Source organism: Novosphingobium resinovorum (assembly GCF_001742225.1).
GTDB classification, from domain to species: domain Bacteria; phylum Pseudomonadota; class Alphaproteobacteria; order Sphingomonadales; family Sphingomonadaceae; genus Novosphingobium; species Novosphingobium resinovorum_A.
In genome coordinates this window covers 920,972-947,500 of sequence record NZ_CP017076.1, presented here as the reverse complement: position 1 = coordinate 947,500, position 26,529 = coordinate 920,972, and the positions used below count along the sequence as shown (strand labels likewise).

The 26,529-nt window shown below is 59.9% G+C and carries 24 protein-coding genes and 1 pseudogene (1 of these 25 running past the window's edge); 20 read left to right on the top strand and 5 right to left on the bottom strand.

The annotated features are described in order from the left end of the window. The 3 genes from BES08_RS21695 to BES08_RS21685 all read left to right on the top strand — a co-directional run. Positions 1 to 652: the end of a site-specific integrase gene (locus tag BES08_RS21695; RefSeq protein WP_069709452.1), read on the top strand. 668 nt of this gene lie to the left of the window's left edge; the window shows 652 of its 1,320 coding nt (coding positions 669-1,320); its start codon lies beyond the left edge, outside the window; it ends in the stop codon at positions 650 to 652. 216 nt (positions 653 to 868) lie between these two features. Beyond that, the gene (locus BES08_RS21690) at positions 869 to 2,443 is read left to right on the top strand and encodes a Y4lR C-terminal helical domain-containing protein (RefSeq protein ID WP_036528223.1); all 1,575 of its coding nucleotides are present in this window, start codon (positions 869 to 871) and stop codon (positions 2,441 to 2,443) included. 441 nt (positions 2,444 to 2,884) lie between these two features. Then, entirely contained in the window at positions 2,885 to 5,470 is a 2,586-nt protein-coding gene (locus BES08_RS21685; RefSeq protein ID WP_081799134.1) for a PAS domain-containing protein, read from the top strand. Between the two features lie 76 nt (positions 5,471 to 5,546). On the opposite strand, the gene BES08_RS21680 is transcribed toward BES08_RS21685, so the two are convergent. Further along, positions 5,547 to 6,461, bottom strand: coding sequence for an NAD(P)/FAD-dependent oxidoreductase (locus tag BES08_RS21680; protein WP_036528202.1), 915 nt, complete (start codon positions 6,459 to 6,461; stop codon positions 5,547 to 5,549). 118 nt (positions 6,462 to 6,579) lie between these two features. Between BES08_RS21680 and BES08_RS32045 the strand changes: the two genes are divergently transcribed. From BES08_RS32045 to BES08_RS21640, 9 genes are all read left to right on the top strand, one after another. Then, entirely contained in the window at positions 6,580 to 6,768 is a 189-nt protein-coding gene (locus tag BES08_RS32045; protein WP_081799133.1) for a DUF3606 domain-containing protein, read from the top strand. A 48-nt stretch (positions 6,769 to 6,816) separates the two neighbouring features. Then, positions 6,817 to 7,422 (top strand): cysteine hydrolase family protein, encoded by a 606-nt coding sequence (locus BES08_RS21675; protein ID WP_036528201.1) that lies wholly within the window; start codon positions 6,817 to 6,819, stop codon positions 7,420 to 7,422. Between the two features lie 70 nt (positions 7,423 to 7,492). Beyond that, on the top strand, positions 7,493 to 8,149 hold the full coding sequence (locus tag BES08_RS21670; RefSeq protein WP_036528199.1) for a DUF6766 family protein: 657 nt from the start codon (positions 7,493 to 7,495) through the stop codon (positions 8,147 to 8,149). Positions 8,150 to 8,211: 62 nt separating this feature from the next. Beyond that, entirely contained in the window at positions 8,212 to 8,622 is a 411-nt protein-coding gene (locus BES08_RS21665) for a low affinity iron permease family protein (protein ID WP_036528198.1), read from the top strand. Between the two features lie 94 nt (positions 8,623 to 8,716). After that, on the top strand, positions 8,717 to 11,227 hold the full coding sequence (gene ligD, locus BES08_RS21660) for a DNA ligase D (protein WP_036528196.1): 2,511 nt from the start codon (positions 8,717 to 8,719) through the stop codon (positions 11,225 to 11,227). Positions 11,228 to 11,438: 211 nt separating this feature from the next. Continuing rightward, positions 11,439 to 12,374 carry an IS5 family transposase gene (locus BES08_RS21655; RefSeq protein WP_036528194.1) on the top strand — a complete coding sequence of 312 codons (936 nt, stop codon included), beginning with the start codon at positions 11,439 to 11,441 and terminating at the stop codon, positions 12,372 to 12,374. Between the two features lie 297 nt (positions 12,375 to 12,671). Beyond that, a complete protein-coding gene (locus BES08_RS21650; protein ID WP_081799132.1) occupies positions 12,672 to 14,114 on the top strand; it encodes an ATPase domain-containing protein in 1,443 nt (480 codons plus the stop codon). Positions 14,115 to 14,151: 37 nt separating this feature from the next. Next, a complete protein-coding gene (locus BES08_RS21645) occupies positions 14,152 to 14,520 on the top strand; it encodes a response regulator (RefSeq protein WP_036528192.1) in 369 nt (122 codons plus the stop codon). Continuing rightward, complete coding sequence (locus tag BES08_RS21640; RefSeq protein WP_051587030.1) at positions 14,520 to 16,097, top strand: PAS domain S-box protein; 1,578 nt, start codon at positions 14,520 to 14,522, stop codon at positions 16,095 to 16,097. Before BES08_RS21645 ends, BES08_RS21640 begins: the two co-directional genes overlap by 1 nt. 43 nt (positions 16,098 to 16,140) lie before the next feature. On the opposite strand, the gene BES08_RS21635 is transcribed toward BES08_RS21640, so the two are convergent. The 3 genes from BES08_RS21635 to BES08_RS21625 form a co-directional block, all read right to left on the bottom strand. Continuing rightward, the gene (locus BES08_RS21635) at positions 16,141 to 16,680 is read right to left on the bottom strand and encodes a hemerythrin domain-containing protein (RefSeq protein ID WP_036528191.1); all 540 of its coding nucleotides are present in this window, start codon (positions 16,678 to 16,680) and stop codon (positions 16,141 to 16,143) included. Positions 16,681 to 16,720: 40 nt separating this feature from the next. Continuing rightward, complete coding sequence (locus BES08_RS21630; RefSeq protein ID WP_051587029.1) at positions 16,721 to 17,251, bottom strand: hemerythrin domain-containing protein; 531 nt, start codon at positions 17,249 to 17,251, stop codon at positions 16,721 to 16,723. A gap of 157 nt (positions 17,252 to 17,408) precedes the next feature. After that, the gene (locus BES08_RS21625) at positions 17,409 to 17,966 is read right to left on the bottom strand and encodes a PRC-barrel domain-containing protein (protein ID WP_036528216.1); all 558 of its coding nucleotides are present in this window, start codon (positions 17,964 to 17,966) and stop codon (positions 17,409 to 17,411) included. 704 nt (positions 17,967 to 18,670) lie between these two features. Here BES08_RS21625 and gntA point away from each other — a divergent pair. The 5 genes and pseudogenes from gntA (at position 18,671) to BES08_RS21595 (ending at position 23,346) form a co-directional block, all read left to right on the top strand. Beyond that, positions 18,671 to 19,343: pseudogene (gene gntA, locus BES08_RS21620) on the top strand (guanitoxin biosynthesis heme-dependent pre-guanitoxin N-hydroxylase GntA). Further along, positions 19,340 to 19,960 carry a DUF1989 domain-containing protein gene (locus BES08_RS21615; RefSeq protein ID WP_051587028.1) on the top strand — a complete coding sequence of 207 codons (621 nt, stop codon included), beginning with the start codon at positions 19,340 to 19,342 and terminating at the stop codon, positions 19,958 to 19,960. The pseudogene gntA and the gene BES08_RS21615 overlap by 4 nt, the downstream one beginning before the upstream one ends. 180 nt (positions 19,961 to 20,140) lie before the next feature. After that, the gene (locus BES08_RS21610; RefSeq protein ID WP_036528187.1) at positions 20,141 to 20,449 is read left to right on the top strand and encodes a hypothetical protein; all 309 of its coding nucleotides are present in this window, start codon (positions 20,141 to 20,143) and stop codon (positions 20,447 to 20,449) included. 679 nt (positions 20,450 to 21,128) lie between these two features. After that, positions 21,129 to 21,833: a murein L,D-transpeptidase catalytic domain family protein gene (locus tag BES08_RS21600; RefSeq protein ID WP_069709451.1), complete on the top strand. Its 705-nt coding sequence runs from the start codon at positions 21,129 to 21,131 to the stop codon at positions 21,831 to 21,833. Positions 21,834 to 21,894: 61 nt separating this feature from the next. Next, entirely contained in the window at positions 21,895 to 23,346 is a 1,452-nt protein-coding gene (locus tag BES08_RS21595; protein ID WP_036528186.1) for a L,D-transpeptidase family protein, read from the top strand. Positions 23,347 to 23,531: 185 nt separating this feature from the next. Here BES08_RS21595 and BES08_RS21590 read toward each other — a convergent pair whose 3' ends face one another. Beyond that, complete coding sequence (locus BES08_RS21590; protein WP_036528209.1) at positions 23,532 to 23,978, bottom strand: ferritin-like domain-containing protein; 447 nt, start codon at positions 23,976 to 23,978, stop codon at positions 23,532 to 23,534. Between the two features lie 440 nt (positions 23,979 to 24,418). On the opposite strand from BES08_RS21590, the gene BES08_RS21585 reads away from it, so the two are divergent. The 3 genes from BES08_RS21585 (at position 24,419) to BES08_RS34520 (ending at position 26,158) form a co-directional block, all read left to right on the top strand. Then, complete coding sequence (locus BES08_RS21585; RefSeq protein ID WP_036528184.1) at positions 24,419 to 25,312, top strand: SDR family oxidoreductase; 894 nt, start codon at positions 24,419 to 24,421, stop codon at positions 25,310 to 25,312. A gap of 132 nt (positions 25,313 to 25,444) precedes the next feature. Continuing rightward, on the top strand, positions 25,445 to 25,687 hold the full coding sequence (locus tag BES08_RS21580) for a response regulator (protein ID WP_036528183.1): 243 nt from the start codon (positions 25,445 to 25,447) through the stop codon (positions 25,685 to 25,687). A 243-nt stretch (positions 25,688 to 25,930) separates the two neighbouring features. Beyond that, positions 25,931 to 26,158, top strand: a complete 228-nt coding sequence (locus tag BES08_RS34520) for an IS1096 element passenger TnpR family protein (RefSeq protein WP_036528182.1) — start codon at positions 25,931 to 25,933, stop codon at positions 26,156 to 26,158. Positions 26,159 to 26,529 lie beyond the last annotated feature (371 nt).

Below are 26,529 nucleotides of genomic sequence, written 5' to 3'. Positions count from 1 at the left end.
TCAATGGAACGCGCAGCAGGTGCATGACTACGTCCTGTTCATGGCCAATACGGGCCTGAGACCCGATGAAGCCTCCAACCTTGAGCACCGCGATGTTGAGATCGTTATCGACGATGAGACGGGACAGCAGATCCTGGAAATCGAGGTTCGCGGCAAGCGGGGGGTGGGCTTCTGCAAAAGTATGCCCAATGCCGTGCGCCCCTATGAGCGGCTGCTCAATCGTCCGAGGCCCGTGCAAGGGGAAAGTCGCCGCGCGGCGCAGCGACGGCGCTGGGCCGGAATTGATGAGGCGCCTGAAGCACCTGAGGCTCAGCTTCCGAAGCCGACCGACAAGGTCTTCCCCGGAAATCACGTGAAGCTGTTCAACGGCGTGCTTGCCAGGGCGGAGCTGAAATTTGATCGGGATGGCAAAGCGCGGACCGCGTACTCGCTGCGCCACACGTATATCTGTTTGCGGCTCATGGAAGGCGCCGACGTCTACGCGGTCGCGCGAAACTGCCGTACCAGCGTCGAGATGATCCAGAAGCATTACGCCGCCCACATCAAGAACATGATCAGCGCCGCGTCGGTGAATGTACGCAAGGTCAAGCCGAAGCGCCGCCGGCAGCCTGTGCCCGTGGCATTCGAAGATGATGATCTGAACGGCGCCTAGTCGCTACTCAGCGCGGCGCCCGCCGACGCGCCAGCGCATCCCCTTGCGGGTGCGCCTAGCAGCAGCGCCCTTGCGGCGCTGATGCGTGCACGAACGTGCTCTTTGCCCTTCATCGAGCCAACTTTGATATTCCCACGGCGGCAAAATGGGATTGTCGTCGCCCCGCCGGCAGTTGTACCGATGACGCAATCCCCGTGCGAGAAAGGAGCATCAATCGTGACGCCACGTGCCGCCATTCAACAGATCGCGCGCATGGTTCGCGACGATATCCGCTCGGGGGCATTGTCGCCCGGGGCACACAGCATCGCAGATATGCTGGCGGAGCAGCCAGAAGGGCTGCTGCTCATCGTTGACCTCGCGGGCGCCGAAGGGCGCAAGAAGCGGCCTGACGCGATGATGCATCACGCCTATTCCTTCATGCTTGGCAACACTCTCGAGCAGCTGCGGCAGCGAAGCGAGGCCGGAAGCGGTCATGCGAGCATGGCCATAGAGAACGTCCGGACCGCGATCGCTCAGCAAATCCGTACCGGCAAGCTCGCAGCGACGGCAGCGCTGGCGCTTGTCTCGGCGTTCTCGCGGGCCGGCGTCGAGGTGGGGGACGATATACGCAGCGCAATGGATCACACGATGATCCAGACTGGAGCCAGCCAGCGCAATCTCCCGCCGCCCGATGTTGACGAGATGTTGAAGGACCTGGTGAAAGCCTGTGAGGGCGATCCGTTCCTGATCCACAGCCAGTTCGCCGAATTGACGGCAGCCATGCCTGCCGGGCTGCAACTCAGTCTCCTGGAAGGACTTGTCCTCGCCGACGAGTCCAGTCTGCGCGAGGCTGCTATCGGGTGGCTTCTTGCAGAACCCGCGATCGCGGCTCCGTTAGCTTCCATGATTGAAGAGACCGCCAGCAGAGGGCTGGTATCGGCAGCGTCGGTTACCAACCTCATGCTGATCCGCCACTGGGTGCCCGAAGATCAGCGCCGCGCGATCGATGCGATCATCAAAGCCGCGCGCGTTGCTGGATCGGTGTCCGAGAAGCGGCCTGCGATCCAGGTCAGGGAGCTCCTGATATCCGAGCGGGATGGGGCAGGGGCCCAAAGCATATTCGCATCTATCAAGCAGGGCAGAAAGAACGCGCTGGTTTCAATTCTGATCAAGCAGGGGCACGGTGTGCGGGATGCCTGGGTCGCGGCCTCACTAAGCAGGCCTGAGATCGAAGACATGCTCGGACACATCGCGTCGGAGATGTCGCTCCATGAAACGACAGCCGAGGATACTGCGCTGCTCCTGAGCAGCGCCCTTGCGGACGGCTCGGGCAGTTCGCCGCCCCCGTTCGCTCTCGTGCAGGCTATCACGCTTATCGGGCTCTCGGATGTAGCGCCCACGTCTCTATCGGTGCATGATCTTGTTGCCTCGATGCTCGAGGGCGTGGACGATGCGGCGACCAATTCCAGGGCGGTTGAAAGGGCCCTGCGCGCTTCTGGCCGATGGCTGGCAATTAATCCTCAACTCGAATCCTGGTTCGAAAATGGCGACGACGTCACCTTAGCGATCAAAGGGAAGCGCAAGATCGAGGACCGCATCGCCGCGATTATCGAGACGGTGCTGGAGCCGAAGCGCGCCTTTTGGGCCAGTGTTGCCGCCTGGAGTGCATTCGCGCAGCGAGGTGAGGGCGACGATCCGCAATGGATCGAAATGGCGCTCGTCGCGCGTGAGGTGGCGACGCAGCGACCTCTCGCCGAAATACCGCTTGCCCGCTACATTGCCGTACAAACGGTCGAGGCCGCACGGGCCTGATGTCGACGTTCAACAGGGGCTTGTCCGGCACCCGCAGCGCATCAAGCAGCGCGGGCCGACCGCACATGCTCTTGTACGACATCCATGCGCAGATTTTTTGTTCTCGAATCAATCAAGCCCGGTCGTTCTTCACTCGAACGAGAAACGCCGACATTGACCGCGAGGGGGCATTCGCAAATCCGACACCGGCCTGGTAGCATCGCGCCCATTAAAGTCGTTCAAGTGGAAAAATGACAGGCCCATTAGCGGTCAGTCCCCTTATCACCGGGGCTCGGACAAAACTGCCGGTCACGTGGCAGGATGCGATAGGACTCGCCTTTCGCCAAGCAGAGTAAGAACGCCTACAGCAAATGCCCCAGCTAACCTCGCCAGCCTGACCGCCGTCCAACCGCCTTGCAGGTTTTCAGTGCCATCCGCGTGGGAGGATGATAGTCACACCGCATGAGCTCCAATGTGACGGAAATCCCAGGCAATTCAACGGCCGAGGTCTGGTCTGAAGCTGATCGTGTGGCTTCACTAGAGAGCTATGGAATTCTCGATACCCCGCAGGAAGCCGACTTCGACGATATCGTCAGGCTAGCGGCGGAAACCTTCACAGCGCCGATCGCCGTCGTCAATATGGTGGCGAGTGATCGCCAGTGGTTCAAGGCGGAAGTTGGCATAGGCGTGCGCGAACTGCCTCTCGATGTATCGATCTGCGCTCACGCCATCCTGCAAAATGATTTTCTTGTCGTGTCTGACACCCGTGAGGATGCTCGTTTCGCCTGCAATCCGTTGGTAACGGCTGAAGGCGGCCTACGCTTTTATGCGGGCGCAATCCTGCGGGACAAGACCGGGTTGCCGATTGGCACGATCTGCGTGCTGGACCGTGCGCCGCGCCCTGACGGTATCACTTCCTATCGACGCCAGGTGCTTGAGGTGCTGGCGCGGCAGGTCATGGCCCAGCTGGAACTTCGTAAGGCCCTTCAGGCCCAAGCCTCACGCGCTGAGGAATTGCGGGTAGAGGTGGAACAGCGTGCGCGAGTTGAAAAGGCGCTGAGAGCCATTCGGGAACGTTACCGCCTCGTGAGCCGGGCGACAAATGATGCCATCTGGGATTGGGATTTCACCACCGATCACGTCACGTGGAACCAGGCTTTGGAAGCGGCGCATGGCCATAGGCTCGCCGATATAGAGCCGACGGGAGAGTGGTGGATCGCACATATCCATCCTGACGACCGGGATCGTGTCCATCACAGCATTCATGGCGCCATCGATGGTGATGCGGAAAGCTGGTCGGATGAGTATCGTTTTTGCCGGTTTGATGGCAGCTACGCAGCTATTCTCGACCGTGGACACATTATCCGCGACCAGGAAGGCAAAGCTGTCCGGATGATCGGCGCCATGCTCGATCTGACAGAACAGCAGCGCACCCGCGCCGAGCTGATGTTAAACGAGGAGAGGCTGCGGCTCGCCACGCAGGCCGCGGAGGTGGGTTTCTGGGACGTGGATGTCGTACATGACATTCTCATCTGGCCGCCAATCGTCAAAGCCATGTTCGGCATTTCGCCCGACGTGCCGGTCTCCATGGCAGACTATTATAGCGGCCTTCATCCCGATGATCGGGAAGCCACTTTCGAAGCTTACGCCGCAGCTGCCGATCCTGCCAGACGTGCTATCTATGATGTTGAATATCGCACTATCGGGAAGGAAGACCAGATAGAGCGCTGGGTAGCCGCGAAAGGGCGGGGCGTTTTCGACGAAAGCGGCCATTGTCTGCGCGTCATCGGCACCGCCATCGATGTTACGGAGCGCAAGCGCGCGGAGGTGCGGGTTCTGGAGCTGAACGAACATCTGGAACGACGCGTGGCTCAGGCGATTTCCGAGCGGGAACAGGTCGAGGAAGCGCTGCGGCAATCTCAAAAGATGGAGGCGGTCGGCCAGCTGACCGGGGGGATCGCGCACGACTTCAATAACATGCTGGCCGTCATCGTTGGGTCACTGGATCTCCTGAATCGCCGTCTTGGTGATGAGGATGCACGCGCAAAGCGCTACGTCGACGCAGCACTGGAAGGCGCAGGACGTGCCGCCACCCTGACCCAGCGGCTCTTGGCTTTCTCACGCCAGCAGCCTCTCAATCCGGAGGTTTTGGACGCGAACAAGCTTGTACCGGGTATGTCCGAACTGCTCATCCATTCTCTGGGAACTGACGTGCGGTTGGAGACGGTGCTCGCCGCAGGGCTGTGGCGCACACACGCGGATCGCAACCAACTGGAAAATGTCGTTCTCAATCTCGCCGTGAACGCGCGAGATGCGATGCCGGAGGGTGGACGACTGACGATCGAAACCCAAAACGTCCACTTCGACGACCGCTATGCTGCCGCGCATCTTGGCGTTCCACCAGGGCATTATGTCCTGATTGCCATTTCCGATACCGGCTGCGGGATGCCGCCTGAGATCATTGCCAAAGCCTTCGACCCGTTCTTCACGACCAAACAGGTTGGTAAGGGCACAGGGCTCGGACTCAGTCAGGTTTATGGGTTCGTCAAGCAGTCGGGTGGCCACGTCAAAATCTATTCGGAGTTGGGACAAGGAACGACCGTCAAGATCTATCTCCCCCGCTTTATCGGCGACGAGATCGAAGCCGAACAGCTTTCAATCGGCGACCTGCCATTGGGTGAGGAGCAGGAGATCATCCTGGTAGTCGAGGACGAACCGGCGGTGCGCCAATTCAGCGTCGATGCGTTGACGGAACTTGGCTATCAGGTGCTCGAAGCCGATGGCGCTGTGGCAGCACTACAGCTAATCGACGCTCATCCGGAAATCTCGCTGCTCTTTACAGATATTGTGATGCCGGACATCAACGGCCGTAAATTGGCGGACGAAGCCCAACGTCGGCGACCCGAACTCAAGGTTCTTTACACTTCTGGCTACACGCGCAACGCGGTCGTGCATAATGGCGTTATCGACCCGGGTGTCGAACTGATCGGCAAGCCTTTTACCATCGAACAGCTCGCCACGAAGGTGAGGAACGTTCTGGAATCCTGATTGCGGTGACATCTGCGCGGCTGCCGCCGCGCAGACCCGGCATTCGTAAGTGGCAGCGGCCTGCTGTAACGGTGGGCTAGCGGAATAAGATGCCCCGCTCGGCGAGGTCGTTGCGGATCGTAACGGCGGCGACCCCGGCCTCGCCCATCGCATGGCTGATCTGATCGAGACCTTTGGCAACATCTCCCGCCGCGTAAAGGCCCGGAAGGGAAGTGCGCTGATGGTCGTCCACAATGAGACACCCAACGTCAGTGCCTTCCGCGCCAATCGCCGTCGCCAGTTCGGATCGGATAACGGAACCGAGCGCTGGGTAGACGCTATCGAATTTAAGCTCGCCGCGCGGCGTCGGCACGACAATCTGCGCATCTTCCAACCGCAGTGGGGCGCAGGGGCCATCGATCAGGACGGCACCAGCCACAGCGAGCCGACGCTTTTCATCATCTGAAAGGTTGTGCTCTCCATCGGTAGCGATCAGCGTCACATCGCGCGTATACATCCGCAGGAAGATTGCTTCCTTGAAGCCGTGGGAACGGGTACCCAAGACACCGACTCGCTTATCAGTGACCTCGTACCCGTCACATATCGGGCAGTATCGAAGTAGTCCGCGGCGCAACGCTGCATCATGGATGTCGGGTGCGATCTGAGGCCGATTGTTGATTACGCCGGTGCAGAGCAGGACAGTCCGCGCAGACCATTCACGGCCCTGTGCACGAGCAACAAAACCCTCTTCGGTCCTCTCCAGTCCCTCAATCAAACCTTCGGTCACGACCGCCCCAAATTCGGCAGCCTGATCTCGCATCAACGCAAGAAGTTCGGTGCCAGCTATCCCACCTGGGTACCCGGCATGATTGTGCGTACGCGGGATCAAGGCAGCTCTGCTATGCCCGGCATCGACAATTGCGATCGAGAAGTGAAATCGTGCGAGATAGATGGCGGCCGTCAGACCTGCGGGCCCTGCGCCGATGACAAGGCAGTCGAGCAGCTGTTTCATTGGATGGGCAAACGACGATGCGGCATGCCGGTTCCATGCTCCTCAAGACAACCTCGCCGGAACTCACGGCTTTGGCAAGGGTTGCAAATCTAGACAGCTGCGAAAGAGGAAATGCATCATGGCGGATGATAAATCACAGCGCGGCGGCGCTGATCGCCGCACGGTCGCCGGCGGCGAGGGCTATGAGGTCGACTATTTTGCTCGAAAGCACGGTCTCACTGTCGAGCAGGCGCAGGATCTCATCGACCGATTTGGCAATGATCGCGCGACGCTGGACGCTGAGGCACAAAAGCTCACCAAGGAGTGAGCGAAATGGGGTCGTCCAGCGCCGACCCCGAATTCATGGCAGGTTTCTATGGATCCCGAGGGCAAGCACGCCGCAAACTCTTCGCCAAACTCCGGTGATCGACCGGCTTTGTTGATCCTGGACATGGTCAACTGCTTCGATTTCGAGGGGGCTGAGGCCCTGGAGCCCCGGGCTCTTGAAGCGGCACGCCGAATAGATCGCCTGCGCCAGGAATTTCGCGCGCACGGTTGGCCCGTCGTATACGTCAACGATAATTTTGGTGAATGGCATTCAGAAGCTTCAAAGCTGGTAGCGCGGGCACTCGAAAAGGATAACCCGGTCACAGAGATGGTGAGGCCGGAGCACGGCGACTTCTTCATCATCAAGCCGCAATTTTCCGGTTTCTACGCCACGAACCTGCCGGTTCTGCTGCCGCAGCTGGGCGTCAGCAAACTGGTGCTCAGCGGAATCGCAACCGACATCTGCGTGCTGTTCACTGCAGCGGATGCTCATATGCGCGAATACGACCTATGGGTGCCTGAAGATGCTGTGGCTGCCGAGAGCGATGAACGAGGCCGATGGGCCTTGGATATCATGGCCCGGAGTATGGGAGCCGAGACGGCTGCTACGTCGCATAAATCCCCCGGGGAATGGCTGGCTGCCCTCACGCAATAGCTGAAATGCTTTCGAACCCAATTGTTTCTCGCGCGTTTCCATCCAAAGCAAATCGGCGAGAGACATCGGCATGCGGCTGTTTAAAGATAACGGGCTTACGATTGCCCTTCTAGCACTTTTTGCCGTTTGCATTGCCGGGCAATATATCACCGGCTGGTATGTCGAGCTGGAGGATGCCCGGCGCCATGCCCAGCCCGGTCTGACGCTCCTGGCCTATGCCGTAAGCCCGCAATTCCTCTCCTCGGTGTTCGAGAATTGGGAAAGCGAGTTCCTGCAAATGGCGGCCTACGTCGTGCTTACCGCTTTCCTGATCCAGCGCGGATCAGCAGAATCGAAGGACCCGGATGCGCCTCCCCGCGACAATGATCTGGACCAGAAAGCCCAAGAACACGGCGCACCGGCGATCTTGCGCAAAGGTCCGCTTTGGCGCGCGATATACGCTCGCTCCCTTGGCCTGGCATTGATCCTGCTGTTTGCCGCGTCGTTCACGATGCATTGGATCAACAGCGCGCATGCCTCAGCGCAAGAGGCGTTGGAACATGGCGAAACTCCCAAGACCGTTCTTGCCTATCTTGGCGATGCGCAGCTGTGGTTTGAATCGTTCCAGAACTGGCAGAGCGAATTTCTCTCGACGGCCGTGCTGGTGGTCCTTTCCATATTCCTGCGCCAGCGCGAGTCTCCGGAATCAAAGCCGGTAGCAGCGCCCAACTCGCAGACTGGAGATTGAAGAACTTAAATCATGTCGGGGGCAGCCGATGACACCAGATACGAAGAGTAAGGAGCCCCATCATGGATAGAATTTTCACCGGCATTGCAACAAAGTGCGCGCAGTTGATGGGTCAGCCTTTGGCCTTCATCATTTCCACTCTGTTCATTGTCGTGTGGGCAGTGAGCGGCCCGTTCATGCACTACTCCGATACCTGGCAGCTGATCGTCAACACCGCGACCACGGTCCTGACATTCCTTGCGGTCTTCCTGATCCAGAACAGCCAGAATCGTGATGGCGCGGCCATGCAGGCAAAGCTCGACGAAATTATCAGGGCGCTGGACAAGGCACGCGTGGAATTCGTCGGCATCGAGCATCTGACGGATGCCCAAATCGCGCGTATTCGCGAAGCGCTCGAAGCCGACATAAAGGATGAAGACAACAAGCAAAAGACTGCAGCGCCCAGCGTGGAACGGCTGCTCGCTCGATATTGATGTGAGTTTCCCGGGCAACGACGCTTCCGATACGTGCAGGAAGGGAACGCGGCGCCATTTTCGGGATTTGAGAAGGTTCTCGATCGGAGCGCATATGGCACGGGCGACAAAGGCGAAACCAACTTCGGCAGAAGATCGGCTCGCGAAATATCGCGAGAAGCGGGATTTCGCGCGTACCGCGGAACCCTCCGGTGCCTCCGAGCCGACGCCGGGTAATGGCTTCGTTGTCCAGAAGCATGCCGCGACGCGCCTGCATTATGACTTCCGTCTCGAGCTGGACGGCACGCTGGTCAGCTGGGCGGTGACCCGAGGGCCAAGCGCTAACCCCGACGACAAACGCCTGGCAGTCCGTACTGAAGACCACCCGCTCGATTATGCCCGTTTCGAAGGGACCATTCCGAAGGGGGAGTATGGTGGCGGCACCGTGATGCTCTGGGACAATGGCACCTGGGAGCCGCTCGCGGGCAAGGATCCCGTCAAAACCCTCGCAGAAGGGCATCTGCATTTCACCCTTCACGGCCGCCGCATGAAGGGCGAGTGGATCATGTTCCGCCTCAAGCCACGCGGAAAAGAGAAGGGAGAAAACTGGATCCTGCGTAAGGTCGACGACGAGTTCGCAGGTGGCTCGGATGACCTTATCGGCATCCATCTCACGAGCGTCGACAGCGGACGGACGATGGAAGAAATCGCTGCAGGCAAGCCGGTCCGGAAACAGGGCGGCAAAGCCAAAGGCCCCGCCGCGAAACGCAAATCATCGAGCGCCGCGCCCCGAAGGGCCGAGAACAAAAGCAAACTCCCGCCATTCCAGCCTGTCCAGCTTGCTGCTCTCGTCGATCACGTGCCACCGGGCGATCGCTGGCTGCATGAGTTGAAGTATGACGGCTATCGAACGCTCATTGCCGTTGGCGGCGTCGAAGGGCGGGCCTATACCCGGTCAGGTCTGGACTGGTCGGATCGGTTCGCAGGCCTTATCACAGAGGCTACGCAGCTTGACGTTGAAAGCGCACTGATAGACGGAGAGGCCGTCGTAACGCTGCCGGATGGCCGGACCAGCTTTCAGGCGCTGCAAGCCGCTTTGAAGGACAATCCGGGGGCCATCGACTATTTCGCGTTCGACCTGCTGGAAATGAACGGCGAGGATCTCACCAGCTTGCCGCTGATTGAGCGTAAGGAGAGGCTGGCGAGCATTCTTGAGGGCCAAAAGGGTCGGCTGCGCTATTCAGATCATATCGTCGGCAACGGTGAAAAGCTGCTGACCAGTTTTTGCGAGGCAGGGCTGGAAGGCGTCATATCGAAACGCGTCGACGCTCGGTATAGCGGCTCGCGGAGCGGAAGCTGGGTCAAGACCAAGTGCATACGCCGCCAGGAGTTCGTTATCGTAGGCTGGACACCTTCTGACAAGCAGCGGGGGTTCCGCTCGCTTCTTTTGGGCGTACACGAGGATGGGAAGCTGCGATACGCCGGCAAGGTCGGCACGGGATTTACCGGCGACGAGATAGAGCGCCTTCTGGAAATCATGGCGCCCCTCGTGCGCAAGGAGCCGACGGTTCAGGCTCCGCGGTCTGCTGTGCGCGGCGCCCACTGGATCGAGGCGAAGCTGGTTGCGGAGATTGCGTACCTCGAGTTCACCGATGAGGGGGTGCTGCGCCATCCCAGCTACCTTGGGCTTCGAGAAGATAAAAAGCCCGAAGCGGTGGTGATCGAGAAGGAGGCCCCGGTGGCGGTTGCCACGGCCGCGCCCGCGAGCACGGTGAAAGTGAGCAACCGGGACAGAGTGATCTTCCCGGAGGGCAAGCTTACCAAGGGCCAGCTGGCAGACTATTACGAATTGGTTGCACCGCTCATGCTCCCCTGGGCAGGAAGCCGGCCCGTCAGTCTCGTTCGCTGTCCGCAAGGCCGGGCGAAGAAGTGCTTCTTTCAGAAGCATGATGCGGGCAGCTTCGGCGATGACGTAAAACACATCGGCATTCGCGAAAAGGACGGGCATGACGAGGCCTATCTCTTCGTCGACACTCCGGCAGGTCTGCTGACCTGTGTGCAGATGGGCACGATCGAGTTCCATGGCTGGGGCGCGCGGATCGAGGACGTCGAAAAGGCCGACAGGCTGGTTTTTGATCTCGACCCCGATGAAGGACTTGGGTTCAAGGATGTCGTCTCGGCCGCTTTCCATGTGCGCGATCTCCTCGCCCAGATGGGGCTTACCACATTCCCCATGGTCACCGGCGGCAAGGGGGTTCATGTGATCGCCCCGCTCACCCCATCGGCCGAATGGCCGCAGGTGAAGGATTTTGCTCATCGGTTCGCTCAAGCGCTGGAGCAGGCAGAACCCGATCGCTATACAGCCGCGTTGTCCAAGGCCCGGCGGACAGGGCGCATATTCGTCGACTACCTGCGCAACCAGCGCGGCGCGACCGCTGTGATGCCCTACAGCGCCCGTAACCGCGAGTTTGCGCCCATCGCCGTTCCTCTGACATGGGATGAACTGCACGATCTCGATGCGCCTTCGCATTGGCATATTGGTGACGGTGGCGAAATGCTGAAGCGCGCGTCGTCCAAAAACCTCGCCCACTGGGGGCGGGCGGACCAGGTGCTGCCCGATTTGTAGCAACTGGCAATGCCCAAGCTCACCAAAGAAAAAGGCCGGCAGAGCCGGCCTTTGAGTCTGGGAGAGGATGCCTGAAAGGCAAAGCCATACTGCATGCGCGAACATATTTGTGCAAGTGCGAAATCGATGGCTGATGAGACCTGTGCGCGGATGGCGTAGACATGGGCTTTGATTGCTGATTCTATAGGCTTTCCCAGCAGGAGAGCGGCAGGTGGCGCGACGTTCGATCGGACAGGAGCAGTTTGGTTTCGCCGGGCGCGAGCAGGCGGCTTCATCGCTCGACGCGCTGGTGCGACTGATCGACTGGAACCAGGTCGCGGCGCTGTTGGATCCACTCTATCCCGCTACAAAGGGCGAGCCGGCCTGGCCGCCACTGGCGATGTTCAGAGCTCTGCTTCTGTCGATCTGGTACGACCTGTCCGATGTGAAGCTGGCCGAAGCGCTTGACGATCGAGCCTCCTTTCGCCGCTTCTGCGGGTTCACCGCGAATGAAGCCACGCCCGAACGGACCGCCTTTGTCAGATTTCGCAAGCTGCTCGTTGCGCACAAGCTTGACCGGGCGCTGTTTGAAGGCGTGACCCTGCAGCTCAAGTCAAAGGCGGTGACGGTCAAGACCGGAACGCTGGTCGATGCGACCATCATCGCGTCCGCCAGTGACGAAGATAACGATGCGCGCTGGGTAAAGCACAAGGGAAAGCGGGCCGTTCACGGCTTCAAGGCCCATGTTGGCGCCGATGCCGATACGGCGCTGGTGGAAGAGGTCTCGGTCACATCCGCCAATATCAATGATGGCAAGGCGGGCCCGGCAGCCGTGCCCGACAATCCCGGCGAGGTGTTTGCCGATAGTGCCTACCGCGGCAATCACTTCCGCGATGCCGTTCTTGCAAAGGGCGGCGTCCCCCGGATCGTCGCCACCGGCATGTGGGGCCGCCACGAAGCCGAAACGCTGCGCAAGCTCCATGCATGGAATAAACCTATCCATCGCGTGCGGGGCCGGATCGAGAAGATCTTCGGAACATGGAAGCGATGCTACGGCCTCCGACGAATGCGATGGCGAGGTATCGCCAATGCCGCCGCCCAAGTCCACCTCACCGCCATCGCCTACAACCTCAAGCGCACCATGAATATTCTCGCAGCCCAAGCATGAAGGCTGCCGCTGCTTCAATCAGAGTGGCGGTGCCACAGGATATTCCACCGCCATAGGATCGAAAAACGCTCCGCTCCAATGGCCTACGTCCATCCGCGCACAGGTCTCATGAGTTATTGGTCGCTCTGCACACTCCAAATCTCGCCAAAGAGCAATGACGCGACTCCTCAGCCGAACAGGAAACTTCTGCCAGCAATATGACGGCAAAAAAGTCCTGCGCCCATCCTGACTGTGGCTCTATGGGCTGCTATCAGCACCTTCGGCCTCTTGGCCACTTCGTGCTGATGAGGTTAATTCGTGACGCAGACCCTTCCCCGCTTTTCAACCGGGATCCCCGGCCTAGACACCGTTTTTGGCGGTGGCTTTGTCGAAGGGGCCTCCTACATCGTGCAGGGTCAGCCCGGCGCCGGCAAAACGATCCTGGGCAATCAGATTGCGTTCGCGACGGCAGCTGCCGGCAAGAAAGTGCTCTATGTCACACTCCTCGCCGAAACGCACGATCGGCTGTTCCAGTCGCTTTCGACGCTGAGCTTCTTCGAAAAAGACCGGCTCGGTAGCAACATCGTCTATGTCAGCGTTTTCCAGACGCTCGCCAAAGAGGGTCTTGGCGCCGTCGTCGATTTGCTGCGCAAGGAAACCAAGCGGCAAGGCGCTTCTCTGATCGTTTTCGATGGCCTGCTCAACGCCCGTGACCGCGCCGAGACCGATCTCGACGTGAAGACGTTCGTGGCAGAGGTCCAGAGCCAGGCTGCATTCGTCGGTTGTACGGTCCTCTTTTTGACAAGCGCCGGAGTTCACGACGACAGCCCGGAACACACCATGGTGGACGGCGTCCTGGAATTGCATGACGAACTGGTCGGTGTCCGCACCGTGCGGCGTCTGCGGGCCCGTAAGTCGCGAGGAAGCGCCGCGCTCGGTGGGTATCATCAGTATGAAATTTCCAATGACGGTATTTCCGTTTTTCCACGTATCGAGGCCGCGCTCCACACTCCCTCCGCCATCGACAAACCAGACCCCAAGCCTTTGCGCTCAGGGATCGAAGGTTTCGATGAAATTACCGGCGGCGGACTTCCGCAAGGCTCTATCACATTGCTCATCGGACCCTCGGGATGCGGTAAAACCTCCTTTGGTTTGAACTTTCTATCGGCCTCCTCGCGTGAGGAACCCGGCCTGCATTTCGGCTTTTACGAATCACCCGAGCGCCTGTTGCTCAAAGCGAGCGCGCTTGGGCTCGACCTCAAGGGGAATGTGGAAAGGGAAGAGGTCGAAATCTTGTGGCAGCCGTTGACGGAAAACCTCATCGACAAGATGGCCTATCGGCTGCTTGATGCTGTTTCGGCACGTGGTGTGAAGCGGCTGTTCATTGATTCTCTGGGCGGGTTCGAGCGCGCAGCCGTTCATCCTCCTCGGCTTGTGGAATTCTTTGCGGCTCTGACGAACGAATTGCGCGCCATGGGCGTTACCGCTGTTGGCACGTGGGAATTGCGTGACCTCTTCGCCTCCGGAGTTGCAGCGCCAGGGCCCGAGATTTCCAGTCTGCTAGATAACCTAATAATGATGCGCCAAGTGGAAATCCGGTCCGAATATAAGCGTGTGCTGTCCGTCTTGAAGATCCGCGACCAATCGTTCCAGGCGGCTCCCCAGGAAGTCTACATTGACGGACACGGCCTTGCGATCCGCGGACAGTTCGAACAAGCTACCGGGATTTCTACCGGGTTGGCAAAGCCCCTCGAAGCGTGACGCTCGTCATGGACAAAAACCCCGGCCGGAGTTCTCCATGAAGATAGTCGTTGCCGAAGACGAGTTCCTGATCGCCGATTTGTTGGTGGTCAGTCTGGAAGATGCTGGCCACGAGGTGCACGACGCGGCACACGGTGTAGACGCGCTGAAGCTTATACGCAGCCTGGCGCCGGATTTGGTCATCACGGACTTCATGATGCCGTTGATGACTGGGCTCGAACTGGCTGAGACCATGAAGGCTGACAGCGTCCTTCAGGGCATCCCCATTATATTGGTGAGCGGGGCCCAGGGTGCCATAGCGAGGTCTCGTAGCGATCTCTTTGACCTGGTGTTCGACAAGCCATATGCAATGGATCGCTTGCTCACTGCTGTTGCAGATTTGGGCGGGGAAAGAGGACAGCCTTAATGGCTGCGGAAGTCGCTACCGGTATGGACGGGGAAGAAGGATCTGGACGACGACGCGCACTAAGCGCTGCCGATCGGCTTGCAGCCATCATTGAATCTTCCGATGACGCTATCATCGGCAAGACGCTTGATGGCATTATCACGGATTGGAACGCCGGCGCCGAGCGGATATTCGGCTATTCCCCGAACGAGATTGTAGGTGCCTCGATACTCACCCTGATCCCCGAGGATCGCAGGTCTGAAGAAGACGAGATCATCGCGCGCCTCAAAACAGGGGAACGGGTCGAGCATTTCGAAACCCTGCGCCGGCGCAAGGACGGGTCGCTGATCCATATTTCCCTCACCGTATCCCCGATCAAAGCGGCTGACGGTCAGGTAATCGGTGCCTCCAAAATCGCTCGTGACATCACCGCGCGCAAACAGACCGAGACATTGCTCGCTCAGCAATCCGAGCGTCTGCAGACCCTCTATCGCGTCGCCAGCGAAATCTCCCGCGATCTTGATCTTGATCGCATTGTGCAGGCAGTGACCGACATTGGCACGGAACTGAGCGGCGCGAAATTCGGTGCTTTCTTCTATAATGTCACGAACGATGCTGGAGAATCCTACCAGCTCTATACGCTTTCCGGCGCAGCCCGGGAGGCGTTCAATTTTGGAATACCTCGAAACACGGCTGTTTTCGCGCCGACCTTTGCAGGCGAAGGGGTAATCCGCTCCGACGATATCCGGAATGATCCGCGCTACGGGCATAGTGCCCCGCACTATGGCATGCCGGCGGGGCACCTCCCTGTCGTCAGCTATCTCGCCGTGCCAGTGACGTCAGTGTCGGGCGAAGTGCTCGGGGGGCTGTTTTTTGCCCATGATGAGCCCGGGAAGTTCACGGTTGATACCGAAAACCTTGTCTCCGCGATTGCAGCCCAGACCGCTGTCGCGATGGATAATGCGCGGCTGCACAAGGCTGCCCAGCAGGAAATCGAGCAGCGAAAGCGTGCGGAGGAAGCGAATGAGCTGCTTCTCCACGAACTGAAACACCGGGTCAAAAATACGCTGGCGACGATCCAGGCGGTGGCCATGCAAACGTTTCGCCAGGCCCCGGGCGCGGAGAAGGAGGCATTCAACGCGCGCCTCTTCGCCCTCTCCGAAGCGCATGATCTGCTCACGCAGCGCGATTGGGAGGCGGTCAACGTCACCCATATCGTACAACGGGCCGTATCCCCTTTCGCTGCTGAGGCCGATAGGCGGTTCGAAATCACCGGGCGAGACGTGGAAATCTCGGCTGAGCGCGCGCTGCAGCTTGCCATGGTTCTTCATGAACTGGCCACGAACGCAGCGAAATATGGGGCTCTTTCCAACCTCACCGGAACGGTGAAGATTGCCTGGGAGCTTTACGTCGAGGGTAATATCGAATTCCTGAAAATCAGATGGCTCGAGACTGGCGGGCCGAAGGTGGCTTCCCCCGACCGAAAAGGTTTCGGCTCGCGGATGATCTCACGCGCCCTTCGCGGCGAGGGCTGCGGGGCCGAATTCGATTTTCGCCCCGAAGGCTTATGCGTTCGACTACGGTTTTCTCTCACCTGACCTGCCTACCATGTGGGGAGAAGGAGGGCTCACCACGATGGTCTCAGGGGTGGCTGCCCATATATCGTGCATATTCCTCACTGTAGCGGGCCGTGACCAACGCTAGCTCTTCAGATGAGGCGGATTCTGCCAGTTTGGTGAACCACGTGCCCTCCTCCGAATAGACGTGGTGGGCAACCGCGCCTTCGATATGCTCGAGCTTGTCGATATAATCCTGGCTCATGGGATCGACGCGCTCCAGCAAGCCCATTTCCATTTTGGCGGCCGACTGTTCCTGATACGCGAGTTCAGCATGACCAACCTGATGGTCGGCTGCGAGAGCCGGGTAGACTGCCGCCTCTTCGGCAAGCGAATGCGCGGTCAGCAACAGCCCGAGCTTCTTCTGCTCGGCCAGTCGGGACGCCGGGTCATTTGTCGCTTTGACCGCCGCAAACTGTGCCTCGATCTCCCGATGGTGTGTAAGGATCTGCGACAGCCAGTCGCCCGGCAGGGCTGTGGCCTCAGCTTTCTCACGGGCTTTAACACGTGCCTCGGCACTTTCAGGTGGTGTGATGGCCGCTATGGCCTTGTCGATTATGGACATGATGGTCTCCGTTCAAGAGCGGGACGTTGATCGCCAGGTGTCAGGCGACGGGAGCCCCAAGCTCGACCTCGACAGGACCGAGTGTCCGCGTGGTCGGCGTGGGCAGACCTTCGGCTTCGAACTGGGCTTGTAGTTCGGCCTTTCGCTCGGCCATTTGAGCGCCGAGTGCATCCAAATCCACGTCCGCCGCGCGCGCCTGCGCGAACATGCCTTCCTTGGGCATTTCTTCTTCATGGACGTGATGTTTGATTTCCTCGGACAGAACGGTCACCTTGGCTTCCCAGAAATCTTGGCCAGGCTCTCCGGCGAGGATCTGGCTAATCAGCAGCTTGGCACCATCATGCTCGACATGCGCCTCGTCGTACATGTCATCCTCGATCTTACCCTTTAGGGCAGGATAGAAGATTTCTTCCTCGATGATTGTGTGAATAATCAACTCGGTGCAAATCTGCTTCGCAAGCGTCGCCTGCTTGGTCGGAGCCTTGGCGCTCTCAAATTTCTCGAACAGTTCTTCAACAGTACGGTGGTCCGCCTTGAGCAAAGCGATCGCATCCTGCGCTTTCTTGGTCATGGTTTTTCCTTCGCTGTTATCTTTCGGCAGGTAGCCTGCCGAAAGATAACCGGCGATCCAGACTTTCGCTCCTGTTGCGGATCACTCTCAAATGGCTTGGCGGATGACCTACTCCGTACACGCGCAAGGGCAGGCCCTCCTGAACGATGAAAAGCGTTCAGCGACGGTCGCCCTGGGCCATCTCCGCGGGTGCGGCGGGCCAGTCTCCGTCAACGAGAGGCGGCAGGCTTTCGAACCAATCGCGAGAGCGCCGCAGCTTTAGCTGGTCGCAAGCGAAGTCGATCTGCGTTCGGTCAACGGCACGAAGTTCCTCGCCGATACCGCCGACACCGTTGGCGGCCACCACGACGTAACTAACGCTGCCGTCCTCACAGGTAACGAGCGCTTCGACCGCCTTGCCGATCGGCTCGCCATCGCTGGTCGTAACAGGCATGCCGGCCATGCCTGTCGCGGTGAACAGTGTGGGATAGGCGGAGCGCCGACTTGCTTCGGTGGCTGACCTACCGCCATCCTCGTACGCCCGCTGCTTGCCCAGCCAGCGCCAGATACCGATCAGGTTGACAAGGGTCAGAAAGCCATTGGTAGCCAGTAAATTGGTCTGCTCCGTCGTCAGGCCGACGAGCGACCATGCGATTGACCCTATAGTGAAGACGACGAATCCCCAGCCTGTGACCCGCGTACCGAGATTGGCTCCGGTCATCATGGCGGCGATCATCGTGGCAGCGGGCGCGATCCAACCGGCGACGTTTTCCAAGCGGCAACTCCTTAGTCGGATAGAACCGAGGAACGCGAAGCGCTGCTCCTGGTGCCAAAGGAAGAAGAGATTTCATCGCGGCGCGTGCCGCGATGGGGTGCAGGACCGTAACCCAGTTGCCCTCCCTGGTTCAGTCCAGGGCGCGGCCACCATGAAGGTGTTCTCAGTCAAGCGTGAAGGCCGGCGGCCGACTGGCCTTTTCACGCCGTCAGCGCCTTGCGGAATGCCCGCTCCAGCTCGTCGTTGGCAAAGGGCTTGGCGAGCACCGAACCGGGCGGGTCGCAGGGCATGCTTTGTCCGGCGTGGCCGTGACAAAGACCACTGGTATGTCGCCGAGTTCATCGTGGATGGTGCGCACGGCGGCGGGCCGGTGCCTTCCTTCAATTCCATGTCGGAGGTGATGAATGCGGGTCGGTGGTCCCGGGCCGAAATTACCGCATCGGTTTTATGTTCGACGGTATGAAAGCTGGTCGCGCCCGCGTCCTCCAGAGCATTCTGTATCAACATGGCGAACAGCGGGCCGTCTCGATAATCAGTACGTGCATGGCATCACCTTTTCAATGCCCTTTCCCAAGCAGCGAACACCGCAGGTTCTTCGATCTTGCGACGAGGGGTGGACACCTTTCCGGCCGTCGTTCGTTTACATCCGGGATGGAGAGAAATGCATGATGGCCGACCCCTCGCTCCGGAACCTGGAGGAAGAATTCACAGCGTTCATTCGCGACCCCGCGTTCCCTTGCGTGGGGGCGAAGTCGGCGCTGGCCAAGGGTTCGCTCAAGGTCGTTGCGGCGCGCGACCTGACCAGCGCCTGGAACGACGTGGTGATCCACCGGGAGCTGCTGCAGTGGAGCCAGGACTATCAGGGCGACCCGGAAGGACTGCGCAGCCTGGCTGTCGTCTTCGAAGGCCCCGACGACCTCACCGAGCGCGCGTTCGAACACGCGATGTGGGAGCGCATCCAGTCCTTCGCGGACAAGGACGCCTGGCTCGGCCAGCCCTACGACGATGCGGTAAGCCCCGATCCCGAATCCGCACTTCTCGCTCAGCTTCGGTGGCAGCGCGTTCTTCGTCGTCGGCCTGCACCCCAATGCCTCGCGGCCCGCGCGACGTTTCACGCGCCCGGTGCTGGTGTTCAACCTGCACGAACAGTTCGAGAAACTACGCGCCGAAGGCCGCTACGAGCGCATGCGCGAGCGCATCCTCGACCGTGACCTCGCCATCGCGGGCTCGCTCAATCCCATGCTAGCGCGCCACGGCGAGGCGAGCGAGGCGCGCCAGTACAGCGGCCGCGCGGTCGAGCCGGACTGGGGCTGCCCGTTCAGGGACCCGCGTGTATGAGCGATGCGAAAGGGATTGAGCCCGAAGTGATCGGTCCTCGCAGTGGCGCCGCCTTCCTGCTCGGCGCGGGCGAGATACTCACCGTAACCGACCCGCAGGGCTGCCAGGTCGCCGACCTGCTGGCCTTCGCGGCGCACGATGTTCGCGAGGTCATCTCGAACGGGCGCACGTTCGACTATGAGGAGACCATCAGGCTCACCACCGGCAACCGGCTCTGGTCCAACCGCTCGCGGGTGCTGCTGGAGATCGTCGAGGACACCGTCGGCCGTCACGACTTCCTGCTGACCCCCTGCAGCGAGGCGACGTTCCGCCACTTTTATCCCGACAAGCCGGTCCATCGCGGATGTTTCGGCAACCTCGCCGCAGCGCTCTCGCCCTACGGGATCGAGGAGGACGCAATCCCCACCGCGTTCAACCTTTTCATGAACGTGCCGGTGGAGCAGGATACGGGGCGCATCTCGGTGATCCCGCCCACCAGCGTCGCGGGCGACCTGATCCGCCTGCGCGCCGCCGAGGACTGCGTGATCGGGCTGACCGCCTGCTCGGCCTATGCATCGAACGGCGGGTCGTTCAAGCCGATCCATTACGCCATACAACCGGCGCCGGCCCCGGTTTAGACCGGCAGGCCGGGGCCGGTTCCGCCCTAGCTCATCGAATCAGGAACAGCGCGTTGCCGATGCGCGGGTAGATGTCCTCGCCCAGGTGACAGCGAAGGAATCAGCGAGTTCGATTACGGCGTGCCGCGGGAACTATGTCAGTGCCCTTGCGCTCTCAATACCTGTAAATGGAGTAGATGCATGTCCACCACCATCAAGGCACTGTTTCCTGGCCGCCGGGAAGTCGAGCTTGCAGTCGAGCACCTCGTTCAGGAATATGGCATAGAACGGACCGACATCTTCATCGAGCCCGCGGGGAGCAAAAACAGCGCTGGCGATCAGCCTGCCGGGGCGGACGTCGCGAGCGGACAAAACCGGGAAACGCCCGATGCCTCTGGCGCGGCATACGAAGGTCAGCTTGTCGTCTCGGTGGATATGAACGAGGATGAAGGCGATGCGGTCACCCAGGCTTTCCGCGAGGCTGGTGCGGTTGAAGTCGCCTGCGGCTAATCTGTCAGCGGGGTGTCCTAAGCGCCGCATCGTAGGTCCGGCGATCGATTTAGCGCATCCAGAGCTGCGAATGGGCGTTATCTGATGATCATGCAATAATTTAAGGGACGGTCCGATGCGAACCAGGGAGAGGCTAGCAGACGCAGTCGCGGGTCAGCCGGGGCGACTACAGCGTAAGCAGTTCGTTCGGTCGCTGAAGGAAACTGCGGTTCGCGCGGTAGTGACGGCGTCTGTCACCTTCGCCGTAGGCTGGGTTCTCAAGCGAATGTTCGAAAATTCGGTTGCCGACGCGGCGAAGGAGGGTGCGGCTGAGGGCGCTCAGCAGGATGTCGTGGAAGAAAGAAAAGGCCCAAGCAAGGCCCCTTACCAGTAGCTGCAGTGACTGGCGGGGCGACAACCTAACAAAGCACGCCCGGAGTTTCACAGGTAGACCTGACATCTTGCGCCTTAGCACCACTCTCACCCTGTTTGCGAGACATGTTTCGGGATTTTGCAGTCCGGACACAGTGTTTGAAAACCGCAAGAGATTTCAGCGCGGGAAATTTGTTCCAGAATTGAAGTGGCGCTTCAAACTACCGACCGCTTATCTAGAACGGTTCGCCGCTTAAGTACAAAAGTGCCCCAACAAAAGTCGCCAAGGACTATTTAATCGCAAGCCGATATAGCCATTATCGGAGGCATGGCTGATCTGACTTTCCGACCCGACCGGCGCGCCATGATGATTTCAAGCGCGGGCATTGCTCTCGCGGCCCTTGCCGCGCCGGCCGCCAAGCCACTTTTAGAATCGTCACCGCCGCGCCGGCCAACCGCTATTCCAGCTGCCCCCCGTAGTTCTTCGGGCATGCCGCAGACGACTTTAGATGCCGCTCGCTTTTCGGTGGACCCGGCGCTGCTGCGCCGGGCTCTATCTGCGCTGGAGCAGCACTCAGGTTCGGTCAAGGCGCGAGACCGGATAGCCATTGTAGATTTTACTGCGCCATCTTCCGATCCCCGGCTGCACTTCCTCGATGTAGTGAGCGGTAAGGCTTCGCGGTTACTGGTCGCGCATGGTTCGGGCTCCGATCCGGGGCATACCGGGTTCCTTGAGCGGTTCTCCAACGCCTTCGGCTCCAATGCCTCGAGTGAGGGCGCTTTCCTTACGGCGGATTACTATACAGGAAAGCACGGTCGGTCGCAGCGTCTGGTGGGGCTCGACCCGACGAACAACAACGCGCTCAGCCGCGCCATCGTAATCCATAGCGCTTGGTATGCGAACGACGACATGATCCCCTCCCATGGCAAGCTGGGCCGCAGTCAGGGATGCTTCGCGGTCGGCGAGGATAAGCTCAGCGACGTGTTCAGCTTCCTCGGCGAAGGACGGATGGTCTTTGCAGCCCGCGCTTAGGGCAGCATGAAACCTACGTGATTTCCATAAGTTGTCATACGGGTCTTACCAGGAGATCCGTGTGCATAGAAGTGTGATCGCTTGCTCGTTGCTGGCCCTGACGGTCGCGCTCCCCGCGTGCCATTCGAAGCCTGACAATACGTCCCAGACAACCGAAGCGCCGCCGATCAACATTGACCAGGTGCGCTGGAATGATGGGGCTGTCCGGCAGTTGCGCGATGCAATCGGCCGCCGTGCCGCGCATGGCCTCGACCGGGTGCGGTTCGCTGTGGATGGCCAGCCCGGCAATGCCGAAGGCGACCGCGCCCTGACGCAAAGCGCGTTGCGTTACGCGTCGGCGCTAGCCCGCGGGGCGTCTGATCCGGCCAAGCTCTATGACGTCTATACCGTCACCCGGCCCAATCCGAACCTGCTGAATGGTCTGGGCGCAGCTCTCAAGGAAGGCAATCTGGACAAATGGCTCGATGGGCTGGCTCCGCAGGACGACGGCTACCGCGCGCTGTCCAGGTCCTATCTCGCGCTGCGCAAGCAGGGCAGCGCGCCCGCCTCCACGATTCCCGACAAGGGCGAGCCGCTGAAGCCTGGCGTCACTGACGCGCGGGTTCCCGCGATCGCGCGCCAGCTTGTCGCCTCAGACTACCTCGATCGCTCTGCTGCGCAGGGAAACAGCTACAACCCAGCGATGGTCCGCGCGGTGCAGCGCATGCAGGCGGACTACGGGATCAAGCCCGACGGCGTCATCGGCACCGATGCGCTCGAAATCCTGAACCTGTCGGACGCGGACCGGGCCCGGACGATGGCCGTGGCGATGGAGCGGTTGCGCTGGCTCGACCGCACTCCCGCCCCCACGCGTATTGACGTCAACGTTGCCGCGGGACGCCTGCTCTACTGGCGCGACGGTAAGGTCGCCGACAGCCGCAAAGTGGTCGTCGGTGAGCCTGAGAACGCGACACCGCAGTTGGGATCGCCGATCTATCGCCTCGTCGCCAACCCAACGTGGACAGTGCCGCGCTCGATCCAGAACAAGGAGATCGCCGGCAAGGGGAGCGCCTACCTTGAGCGCAATAACATGGCATGGAAGGATGGCTGGGTTGTCCAGCAGCCTGGACCGAAAAATTCACTCGGCCTCGTGAAGTTCGACATGAAGAACGAACACCAGATCTACCTGCACGACACGCCCACCAAGCAGATCTTCCAGGAGGTCCAGCGTCAGCGCAGTCACGGCTGCGTGCGCGTAGAAGATGCTCTGGGGTTCGCCGAGATGCTTGCGAAGGACGAAGGAGTACTCGACGAATGGCACAAAGCTCATGCGACCGGCGAAGAGACGTTCGTTAAGCTGCCGCGCGAGATTCCCGTGAGGTTGCTCTACCAGACTGTGGTGCTCGGTGAGGATGGTGAGCCCGTCATCCGCTCCGACCCCTATGGCTGGAATGACCCCGTGGCCGCTGCCCTAGGCTTTTCGTCGCGTCAAGGTTATCGCCTGCGCACCTCTGTGAGCGACGTAGGGCCTTAAGCTACTTTCGAAAAAGGATCGCCCGCATGCGGATGTTGGCGATCCTACGCTACTGGGCGATTGATGCCTTTTCCGTCGTCTGGACCTTCATTCTCTCCGGCATGACCATGAATGACCAGAAGCCACCAAAGCAGCCTTCGTCCGGACGTAGAAAGGCCGCCCATAAACGGGCGGCCTTAATCTTGTCATGCAATGCTGTGCTTTAACGCGCTCATTTTATCGTGACCTTCTTTGACGGATACGAAGGCCTTTTCTACAGCGGAACGCGAAGACGGTTCCAACTCACTGTCGCGCAGCGCGTCTTCGAACTTGGCTTTGATGTGGTCTTCACCACGCTCGACTTCCTGGATGATCGCTTTGTCGTCTTTGCCGGTAATAGCCTGCTTCAGGTCCATAAACGTCCGGTGAGCGGCGGCGAGGAAGCTGCTGTCGTCCTCAGGGGTTCCACCCAATCGGCGAACTTCGGCCTGAAGGTCGCTCGCCGCCGCGCTGCGGTCGCGCGCGAACTCAGCGAACATCGTAGCGAACTGGGTGCTCTCAGCGTCCTTGGCAGCGTCCTCATAGCCCTTCATGCTATCGAGGGTCGTTTTGATCAGGCCGTTGAGCGTTGAGATCGTGCTTTGCGTGGTCATGATGTTATCCTTCTTGAGAGTTGCTTCAACCATCAGCCGGCAAACTTGATCCCTTCGAAGCGAAACATCCTATGGCCTGGCTCTGATGCGACGGTCGGCGACACCTTGATCGGACAGTTGCTACTGTTGAACCGGACCCACCTGCAGCCTTAATGGATGACTCCGTTAATCCAGACTTGCCGTATCAAATTACCCCGCATCGATAAATGACAAGGCGTGGTGGCGATCGGGCCAATTCGGAACTGTCAGCGTCGTGACAGGGCCAGCAGCACGCCGTTCATGAACAAAGGGTATTCTTGTCGGGCAGCGTCTGCCGAAGAACGCCCTGGCGCATCTTCGGCGCCGGACTGGATGAGATATGGAACCAGGCACATCGCGGCTGTTTTGGTTCTTGCCTGCCCGCTTCCGAGAGCGGGCCCATCCAAATGACAGGAGCGTTCATGACCGACCGCCTCGCACTGCAAGATCCTCGCACACAGTATCCGCAGCCCCCGTTTCCAGAACAGCCGCAGACGGCGCCCGGCGTTGCCGCGGAAATGGACCCCAAGCCTGATCATGGCGAGGACAGCTATGTCGGGGCCGGCAAGCTCAAAGGACGAAAGGCTCTCATCACAGGGGGCGATTCCGGTATCGGGCGTGCTGCTGCAATCGCTTACGCGCGCGAAGGTGCAGATGTCGCCATTGCCTACCTGCCTGACGAGGAAAAGGACGCGAAGGAAGTCCTTGCCCTCATCGAAGCTGAAGGCCGCAAAGCCGTGGCTTTGCCCGGCGATATTACCGACGAGGCCTGGAGCAAGCAGCTGGTCGAGGACGCAGTGAGCGGACTTGGCGGCCTGGATATCCTGGTCATCAATGCCGGTCGCCAGCAATTTCGCGAGAGCGTTGCCGAGGTCAGTTCGCAGGATTTCGACAAGACCCTCAAAACCAATCTCTACGCATTGCACTGGATTGCCCAGGCTGCCGTTCCTCACCTGCCCGCGGGCGCATCAGTCATAACGACGGCGTCGGTTCAGGCCTATGAGCCGTCCGATATTCTGCTGGACTATGCCACGACCAAGGCGGGCATCGTCGCCTATACAAAGGCACTTGCAAAACAATTGATCGAAAAAGGCATTCGGGCCAACGTCGTGGCCCCTGGTCCGTTCTGGACTGTGCTGCAGCCTAGTGGTGGCCAGCCTCAGGAAAAGGTCGCCAAGTTTGGCGAGCAGAGCCAGTTCGGTCGTCCCGGGCAGCCGGTCGAAATTGCGCCCGTTTACGTGCTCCTCGCTTCGCAGGAGGCCAGTTACATCACGGGAGAAGTCTATGGCGTGACCGGCGGCGCCGGCATCGCTTAAGATATCCTGGCGGCCCGGCCCTTCGCCGGGTCGCCAGTTCGGAACTTGTGACTGATACCGAATGCGAGACGCACGGGGGGTGTTGCGGAATTGAGCCCGCTCACACATTGCACATCGAGTTGAGTCGTCTCTTTGATCCGCCACGCAAGCGATAGGGCGGCGCTGGCCATGGTCGCCGCATCATGCCGGGTATCGGAACCTGCCGATCGGGCGCAAGCCATTCTTCCCGACGTCAAGATGATCTACACCACGGGATACACCCGCAACGCTGTGGTTCATAACAGTCAGCTCGATCCCGGCACCGAATTCCTCGCAAAGCCATTTGGCATTGACCGGTTCGCCGCCAAGGTAAGGGCTATGCCGGACCAGACCTAAAACGCAGTGGGCCCGAAACCCGCTCGAATGTCAGCTATCCTTATGGTTCGGCGGCGAACCGGACATTCGCCTTTCGGCCAGTCCTGCGCGTTCCGGGAACGATCATCAGTGCTTGAGGAATGGCCGGTGTTGGATTAGGATCTGCCATTCCCGGCACCGCTCGCGAACGGCGGCTTCGTCCCAAGCTCTCCCTATCAAGGCCGACCCATTGTCGCCATTCAGCTGCCGATTTTCCGTTCTCAGGTGCAGACCGGCAGCTTCATCCTGGAGGGCTTGGATGGCCAGATACGAAATGGGCTCGGAGGTGGTATCCCCGGCTTCTACGATATGCTTGAGATCCGGTCAGGCCCCAAGCACGAACAGTACGCCGAAATTAATGATTGGCTCGATGGCTACGACCCGGAAGAACTCGACATCTTGCCGATCGAGGTTGCACTCGGTCTTATCATCGCTAGAGTCGGGGCTCACTGATCAGTGCCGCTCTGGGGGCATGCGAGCCAAAGGGTGAGTGAGCGGCAAGCTCGCCTTCCACCGAAAGTGATGGCTCCGCCCCTTCCCGGCGCGTGTCCTCGTTACTATGGTGCCCCAAAGGGGTTCCTGCTTGTCCGATTCAGCGCTTTTCATTTCCGGTTCTCTATTCACGACTGACTACCTGGCTGAAGCCATTAAGGCTGATCCAGCATATCTGGCGGTCGATCCCGACGGGCTTCGTGTTGCGCTGGAGAAGATCGCCGCCGCATTCCCACGAAGTGACAAGACCAATGAAAGTCAGACGGAGGATGACTTCATTTGGCCTGTGCTTCGTACGCTAGACTGGACGGAATCTTTGCGGCAGCAGAATT

Bases quoted from the DNA above. Each gene is read 5' to 3' on its own strand.
- BES08_RS21680 (WP_036528202.1), bottom strand. From the start codon at position 6,461: ATGAAACAGCTGCTCGACTGCCTTGTCATCGGCGCAGGGCCCGCAGGT.
- BES08_RS21615 (WP_051587028.1), top strand. From the start codon at position 19,340: ATGAGCGATGCGAAAGGGATTGAGCCCGAAGTGATCGGTCCTCGCAGT.
- BES08_RS21585 (WP_036528184.1), top strand. From the start codon at position 24,419: ATGACCGACCGCCTCGCACTGCAAGATCCTCGCACACAGTATCCGCAG.
- BES08_RS21645 (WP_036528192.1), top strand. From the start codon at position 14,152: ATGAAGATAGTCGTTGCCGAAGACGAGTTCCTGATCGCCGATTTGTTG.
- BES08_RS21610 (WP_036528187.1), top strand. From the start codon at position 20,141: ATGTCCACCACCATCAAGGCACTGTTTCCTGGCCGCCGGGAAGTCGAG.
- BES08_RS21685 (WP_081799134.1), top strand. From the start codon at position 2,885: ATGAGCTCCAATGTGACGGAAATCCCAGGCAATTCAACGGCCGAGGTC.
- BES08_RS21600 (WP_069709451.1), top strand. From the start codon at position 21,129: ATGGCTGATCTGACTTTCCGACCCGACCGGCGCGCCATGATGATTTCA.
- BES08_RS21625 (WP_036528216.1), bottom strand. From the start codon at position 17,966: ATGATCGCCGCCATGATGACCGGAGCCAATCTCGGTACGCGGGTCACA.
- BES08_RS21630 (WP_051587029.1), bottom strand. From the start codon at position 17,251: ATGACCAAGAAAGCGCAGGATGCGATCGCTTTGCTCAAGGCGGACCAC.
- BES08_RS21635 (WP_036528191.1), bottom strand. From the start codon at position 16,680: ATGTCCATAATCGACAAGGCCATAGCGGCCATCACACCACCTGAAAGT.
- BES08_RS21670 (WP_036528199.1), top strand. From the start codon at position 7,493: ATGCGGCTGTTTAAAGATAACGGGCTTACGATTGCCCTTCTAGCACTT.
- BES08_RS21675 (WP_036528201.1), top strand. From the start codon at position 6,817: ATGGATCCCGAGGGCAAGCACGCCGCAAACTCTTCGCCAAACTCCGGT.
- ligD (WP_036528196.1), top strand. From the start codon at position 8,717: ATGGCACGGGCGACAAAGGCGAAACCAACTTCGGCAGAAGATCGGCTC.
- BES08_RS32045 (WP_081799133.1), top strand. From the start codon at position 6,580: ATGGCGGATGATAAATCACAGCGCGGCGGCGCTGATCGCCGCACGGTC.
- BES08_RS21665 (WP_036528198.1), top strand. From the start codon at position 8,212: ATGGATAGAATTTTCACCGGCATTGCAACAAAGTGCGCGCAGTTGATG.
- BES08_RS21590 (WP_036528209.1), bottom strand. From the start codon at position 23,978: ATGACCACGCAAAGCACGATCTCAACGCTCAACGGCCTGATCAAAACG.
- BES08_RS21640 (WP_051587030.1), top strand. From the start codon at position 14,520: ATGGCTGCGGAAGTCGCTACCGGTATGGACGGGGAAGAAGGATCTGGA.